The sequence below is a fragment of the Evtepia sp. genome, from assembly GCF_056797215.1.
The window spans coordinates 1-6,530 of sequence record NZ_JBQILM010000058.1; the positions used below are offsets into that span (position 1 = coordinate 1).

Annotated in this window: 8 protein-coding genes; 6 read left to right on the forward strand and 2 right to left on the reverse strand. The window is 61.3% G+C overall.

The annotated features are described in order from the left end of the window. From ACTOZL_RS09895 to rpiB, 3 genes are all read left to right on the forward strand, one after another. Positions 1 to 825, forward strand: an 825-nt coding sequence (locus ACTOZL_RS09895) for a DnaJ C-terminal domain-containing protein (RefSeq protein ID WP_482478216.1), incomplete at its 5' end; no start/stop codon positions are given. Between the two features lie 16 nt (positions 826 to 841). After that, a complete protein-coding gene (locus ACTOZL_RS09900) occupies positions 842 to 1,645 on the forward strand; it encodes a histidinol-phosphatase HisJ family protein (RefSeq protein ID WP_482478218.1) in 804 nt (267 codons plus the stop codon). A 16-nt stretch (positions 1,646 to 1,661) separates the two neighbouring features. Continuing rightward, on the forward strand, positions 1,662 to 2,096 hold the full coding sequence (gene rpiB, locus ACTOZL_RS09905) for a ribose 5-phosphate isomerase B (RefSeq protein WP_482478219.1): 435 nt from the start codon (positions 1,662 to 1,664) through the stop codon (positions 2,094 to 2,096). A 110-nt stretch (positions 2,097 to 2,206) separates the two neighbouring features. Here rpiB and ACTOZL_RS09910 read toward each other — a convergent pair whose 3' ends face one another. Then, entirely contained in the window at positions 2,207 to 2,731 is a 525-nt protein-coding gene (locus ACTOZL_RS09910; RefSeq protein ID WP_482478220.1) for a nitroreductase family protein, read from the reverse strand. A 33-nt stretch (positions 2,732 to 2,764) separates the two neighbouring features. Continuing rightward, on the reverse strand, positions 2,765 to 3,592 hold the full coding sequence (locus ACTOZL_RS09915; RefSeq protein ID WP_482478221.1) for a ferredoxin: 828 nt from the start codon (positions 3,590 to 3,592) through the stop codon (positions 2,765 to 2,767). 34 nt (positions 3,593 to 3,626) lie between these two features. On the opposite strand from ACTOZL_RS09915, the gene ACTOZL_RS09920 reads away from it, so the two are divergent. From ACTOZL_RS09920 to ACTOZL_RS09930, 3 genes are read left to right on the forward strand one after another with little or no spacing between them, the layout of a single operon-like run. Further along, entirely contained in the window at positions 3,627 to 3,755 is a 129-nt protein-coding gene (locus tag ACTOZL_RS09920; RefSeq protein ID WP_482478222.1) for a hypothetical protein, read from the forward strand. 53 nt (positions 3,756 to 3,808) lie between these two features. Next, entirely contained in the window at positions 3,809 to 5,530 is a 1,722-nt protein-coding gene (locus ACTOZL_RS09925) for a VanW family protein (RefSeq protein ID WP_482478223.1), read from the forward strand. A 16-nt stretch (positions 5,531 to 5,546) separates the two neighbouring features. Then, positions 5,547 to 6,455, forward strand: coding sequence for a hypothetical protein (locus tag ACTOZL_RS09930; protein WP_482478224.1), 909 nt, complete (start codon positions 5,547 to 5,549; stop codon positions 6,453 to 6,455). Positions 6,456 to 6,530 lie beyond the last annotated feature (75 nt).

Genomic DNA, 6,530 nt, shown 5'->3' on the forward strand with positions numbered 1-6,530 from the left:
AAGGGCAAGACCCTCCGTTCCAACCTCACCCTGACCCTGGAAGAGGTGGCCTTCGGCTGTGAGAAGGATGTGAACATCCAACACGTGGAGGCCTGCGACGCCTGCCGGGGAACCGGCTGCGCCGAGGGTACCACCGCCGAGGTGTGCCCCGACTGCCACGGCTCCGGTTCCGTGCGGGTCCAGCAGCGCACGGTCTTTGGCAATATGTCCACCACCACCGTCTGCCCCAACTGCCGGGGAGAGGGGCGGATCATCCACCAGCCCTGTAAGGCCTGTGGCGGCTCCGGCGGGGTGCGCCGGTCCAAGAAGGTCACCGTCAAAATCCCCGCGGGTATCGACAACGGCCAGGCCATTTCTGTCCGGGGCCAAGGGGATATGGGCCGCAACGGCGGCCCCGCCGGGGACCTGATTGTGGTCATCAACGTCTTGCCCCACGTGCTCTTCCGCCGGGAGGGGACGGCCGTGTATTTGGAGCATACCGTGTCCTTCCTCCAAGCGGCCCTGGGGGCCCAGTTGGAGCTGCCCACGCTGAAGGACCCGGTGCGGTGGAACCTGCCTGCCGGGACCCAGCCGGGGACGGTGTTCCGCCTGCGGGACCAGGGCATCCCAGTGCTCAACGGCAGGGGCCGGGGGGACCAGTTCGTCACCATCCGGGTGGAGGTTCCCCGAAAGCTTACCCCGGAACAGCGGGAGGCGCTGGAAAAATTCGGCCAGGCCATGGGAGAGGGCCAGGAGAAGTCCGCCCCGGACCTGGACGAGAGCAAAGGCGAGGAGAATGCCCACGGCAAGGGGGAGTCCTTCTTCTCCCGCCGGAAGAAAAAGTAAACACGGAGGAAAAACCATGTTTTTGGCTGACTGCCACACCCACTCGATCTGTTCCCCGGACGCGGAGTACCCCATGGTACAAATGGCCCGGAAGGCCCATGAATACGGCCTGAATGCCCTGTGCCTCACCGACCACTGCGACTTGCTGAGCATCGAGGGGGAGGAGACCCTCCACTACGATTGGGCCCCGGTGCTCCGGCAGCGGGAGGAGATGTTGGATGCCTTCGGCACCAAGCTGGACCTGCCCATGGGGATTGAGTTTGGCATGGGCTTCCTCTTCCCGGAAGCGGCGGAGAAGGTGCTGAGCCAACCGGGGCTGGATTTCGTCATCGGGTCCGCCCACAACCTGAGCTTGGAGGCTGGGGGCCGGGACTTTTTCCTCCTGGACTATAGCTCTTTGGAGGACTGCTACCGGGCTTTGGACAACTATTTCCAGTCCATGCTTGCCCTGGCGGCGGGGCCCTACTATGACGTGGTGGGGCATATCATCTATCCCCTGCGGTACATGAAGGGGGAGTATCCCACCCCCCCGGACATCTGGCGCTATAAGGATCAGATCCACGAGATCCTACGCCTGGCGGTGGAGCAGGGGAAGGGCATAGAAATCAACACCTGGAAGGGCAAGACCCTGGGGGAATGGCTGCCGGTGTTGAAGCTGTACCGTGAGCTGGGGGGGGAGATCATTACCGTGGGGTCGGATGCCCACGCCCCCGCCCCCCTGGGCCGTGGCATCCGGGAGGCCTACCAGCTCATGGAGGATTGCGGATTCCGCTACGTGGCTGTATACCACCAGCGTAAACCGGATATGTTTAGAATTTGAAAAAGGAGGCACAAATATGGTTGCATTGGGTTCTGATCACGGCGGCTTTGAGCTGAAGGAGATGGTCAAAGCTTATCTGGACAGCGAGGATATCCTCTACAAGGATTACGGCTGCGAGAGCAAGGAGCGCTGCGACTACCCCGTCTATGGCAAGGCGGCGGCGGAAGCCGTGGCTTCCGGTGCGTGCGATATGGGTATCGTAATCTGCACCACAGGCGCGGGGATCTCCATTGTTGCCAACAAGGTGAAGGGTATCCGCTGTGCCCAGTGTGCGGACCCCCTGGCTGCGGAAATGGCCCGCAAGCATAACAACGCCAACATGCTGGCCCTAGGGGCCGGGATGGTGGGACCGAAAATGGCGGAGAAAATCGTGGAGAACTTCCTGTGTACGGAGTTCGAGGGCGGACGCCATTCCCGGCGGGTGGATATGATCGCTGAGATGGAGAAATAAGTCTGCACGGCGTGTGATGCACACAGTCATATCCCCTTCGTCAAAATTTTTGACGCGCTAAAAGCGCCCTGTCCATTGGGACAGGGCGCTTTTTCATAGGGCTGAGGACGTTAAAACTGCTCGTAGTGAATCCGGTTCCGGTCCAAATCATCCAGTGTGTAGGCTGGGGGGTGCTCCGCGGGGATGCCCAGGGAGAGGATGGCCTCCAAAACACAGTGCTCCGGGACGGAGAGCAGCTCCCGGCAAAAGGCTTCCGTGGAACCGCCTGCCTCGGTTTGGCGCAGGCGGCCCTGGACCCAACAGCTCCCCAGTCCCAGGGCATGGGCCATGAGGTGCATGTTGGACATGAGGATGGAGCAATCCTCCGTCCAGACATCGGTTTTGGTCTGGTCAGCAAACACGACAATGGCGGCGCTGGCCCCCGCCAGCATTTTGGCGGAACCCACCCGGCAGTGGGAGAGTTTCTCCAAGGTGGCAGGGTCCTGGACCACCACCAGCTCCCAGGGGCGGCGGGCACGGCTGGCGGGAGAGGCCAGGCCCGCGTGAAGAACGGCTTCCAACGCCTCCTGGGGGATGGGTTCCCCGGTGTATTTACGGATACTCCGGCGGGTGAGCAAGAGCTCTAAAAAATCCATGACAGATACCTCCGAAAAATTGTGTTTTTTATATTATAGGAATACCTCCGGTTCCCGCCGGGGGAAGGAGAACTGGGCCTCCAACTCTTCCTTGTGATAGAGGTAGTTGGGGTCGTCGAAGAACTTGGCCCCCTGGGGGCAAAGGCGGACGCAGCGGTTGCACTTCATGCAGGGGCCCAGGGTGACTTTGGGGTCTTGGGCGTCGATAGAGCCCAGAGGGCATTCCTCGGCGCATAGTCCACATTCCGTACAGTCCTGGCTGGTCTTGGGCTTCACCTTTAGGATGTTGATGGGGTTGCCGTGGCGGTCGCGGGGGGTGTAGTAGGGGCCCAGGGGGTCGTTGCCGGAGACAGACACAGGGGACAAGGCCTCCAAGCTGGGGAGGGCCGCCAGTTTTTGGGCAATCTGATAGGCAAAGCCGGAGGCAATGGTCAGGTCGCTGGCGTCAGGACGGCCGGCGGCCTGGGTTTGGGAAAAGGCGTGCTGGCAGGAGAAGGCCCCAGCGGCCAGGGTGCGCAGTCCGCCGGCCTCCAAAGTGTTGCGCAGCTCCATGAGGGCGTCGTCGTAATTGCGGTTGCCATAGCACACGATGGGCACCGCCAGGGCACCCTGGCCCTGGATGGAGGCCACATATTTGATGAGCAGGTTGGGCACCCGCCCGGCATAGACCGGTGTGCCAAAGACCACCAGGTCGCCGGGGGCGAAGGTCTTGGGCTGGGTGCGGGCCTGGGGCGGGGTGAAATCGAAGGTTTGCAGGGGGGCGCCGCTGCGGCGGGAAAGCTCCTGGGCGACGCGGGTGACCAGGGTTTTTGTGGTGTCCGTGGCGCTGAAATAGGCGGCCCAGACGGTGTTGACGTTCATAGCGGGGGCTCCTTTCCGTCGGTTTTCTGCTATTATGACAGAGATCAAGGGAGAAGTAAAGTACTTGGAAATCCAGAGTGGGGAAGGAAACCCATGGGTTTTCTATTTTTTTGTGCAGCTCGCAGTTGATTTTTTTGCAGGAGTTCCATATAATATAACCTAAAATGACTGCCTTGTCGAAGGAAGGAATATTTTGGAAAGAAGAGAGGGGCCTATATGGAAGAGTCCAATAAGACCAAAAAGCTGTCCCTGGGGAAGAAAAAGGCGCTGGTGCTGGGCGTGGCGGTGGCCTCGGCCCTGCTGGTAAGCTATGTGGCCCTGTGCGCCGTGGGCGGCGGGGACGCCATCTACCCCAATGTGAGCGTGCAGGGGGTATCCGTAGGGGGCATGAGCCGGGCAGAAGCGGAGCGGGTGGTGACCCAGGCCGTGGAAGCCCAAACCCCGGAGCAGGACCGGGGGGTCAAGTTTGAAGTGGCCACCCAGGACGGGAAGTCCACCCAGGTCCAGGTCCCCCTGGCCAGCGTGAGCACCGACTGTGCCGCCACGGCCTCCAAGGCGTGGAGCCTGGGCAACGACAGTGCCTTTGCCGCCCGGGGGGGCATCTACCTCAAGTGCCTCATCTCCGGGGCGGAGATCATCCCCGCCTATGGGGAGAGCGACGCGTTGGAGAAGATTTTGGACGAGATGGACGCGGCTGTGGGACAGGAGGCGGTGCAGAGCACATGGGAGCTGGGGGAGACCAGCCTCAAGGTGACCAAGGGCGTCCCCGGCAACCTGCTGGACCGGGAGAGCCTGCGCAGCGAGATTTTCCAGCGTATGGGCCGGGGGGAAGTGGTGGCCCTGGGGGAGGAGGCCCCCCAGTTCACCGTGACCTTAGCCCAGACCCTGCCCCAGGAGCTGAATTTCAACGATGTCCTGGGCCAGGTGGAAACCCAGGTCCAAGAGGCCGTGTTTGACAAGGCGGCCAAGCGCTTCCAGCAGGAGAGCCCTGGTATCTCCTTCGATGCCCAGGCTGCCCAGGCCACCTTTGATGAGCTGGACTGGGGCAAGAGCGCAGAGATTCCCTTGATTATCACCCAGCCCCAGCAAACGGTGAAGGATTTAGAGCCCTACCTCTACCAGGATGTCCTGGGGAGCTGCACCAGCAATATCGCCGGTTCGGAAAACCGGGTGAAGAACATCGCCCTGGCAGCCCAGCTCTTCAATGGCAAGGTGCTCATGCCAGGGGAGGAATTCGCCTACAACGAGGTGGTGGGGCGGCGCACCAGCGCCCGTGGCTTCTTGCCTGCCCCTGCCTATGTCTCTGGGGAGACCGTCCAGGAGACCGGCGGCGGCATCTGCCAGGGGTCCTCCACCATCTACCTGGCCACCCTCCGGGCCAATTTGGAGATTGTGGAGCGCTATAACCACGGCTATATCACCAGCTATGTCCCCCACGGGATGGACGCCACGGTGTACTATGGCTCCAAGGATTTCCGTTTCCGGAACAACACCCCCTTCCCCCTGAAGGTGGTGGGCAGCGTGTCCGGGCGGACCTTGACGGTGAACATCATGGGCACCAAGAGCGACAACATCACCGTGGAGATGACCAACGAGACGGTGGGCACCACGGGCTACAAGACCGTTTACAAGGTGGGCAGCGGCCTGGGGGCTGGGGCTACCAAGGTCAGTGTCACCCCCTACACGGGCTATACCATCCGCACCTACCGCAACCTCTATGAGAACGGGAAGCTGATTAGCTCCAACTTGGAGGCAACCAGTGTCTACCGGCCCCGGGACCAGGTGGTGCTGGTGAGCCCTGCCGACGCCTATAAATATGGTATCCCCGGCTACTCTGCCCCTGCGCCCAAGCCGGACCCTGCACCCGCCCCCACGCCGGCACCGAACCCGACACCGGCTCCGGACCCTGCGCCGGAGAACCCGGACGCGGCGGAATAAGAAAGGGAACTTTATCATGATACAATTACCCCGACGGCGGGAGATCAAACAGCAGGCCAGGCGGTGGATGATCCACCCCATGTGCCTGCGGGTGACGGTCTTTTTCGTGTGTATCCAGTTGGCTCTGTTTGGAGTCCAGGTGCTCCTGGGGGCCATCCCGAGCTATGGGATGGCGGACTTGAGCAAGTACGGCGACACCGCCAGCGGCCTCTACTTCTATGAGGAGGGCTTCAGCCTCATCTTCCGCATGGACCTGACAGGGATGGTGCTGGCCGTCCCCCTGTCCTATCAGCAGCTGATCCTGGCGGCTGTGTGCGGCGTGGTCTGCTTCCTGATTCTGTCGCCCCTGCGCATGGGGGCCATGGAGCAGTATTGGAACGTGTTCCGGGGCGGACAGGTAGGGGTGAACCGCATCCTATACTGGCTCAGCCAGCCCCTGCGCTGGGGGAAAGCCCTGGTGGTGGAATTTCTCCTGCAAGTGGTGGTGCGCGTTGTGGGGCTCGTCGCCATGGTCCCCAGCCTCTATTGCATCTATCGCTTCTATCAGATCACACCCTCAATGGACAGCTATAGTTCCGCCAGCACCCTCTACCAGCTCAGTGGTTCGCTGCTGTTTTTCCTGGCGGTTCTGTTTACATTCTGGTTCCATTGTACCCTCCTGCCCCTGCGCTACTGCCTGGCGGCCCATCCAGAATACAGCCTGGGGCAGGTGTTCCGTCGGGGAATGGCCAGTGTCCAGGGTCTGCGCAAGGCGTTCTTTGGCTTGCGTTCCTCCTACCTGCTGTGGTTCGTGTTCTCCTACCTGACCCACAATGCCATGGACTTTTTCGTCCTGCCCTATAGCTCTCTGGGGAGCATGCTCTTCCTTCAGGAGTCCGCCCGGGCGAAGCAGCAGGCGGTGGAGTCCCAGGATATCGCCCTCTAGCTTTGACTGCAAAAAATCCGTTCTTTCAGTACATTACGTACCGAAAGAACGGATTTTTTCAAACCATCTGAAACA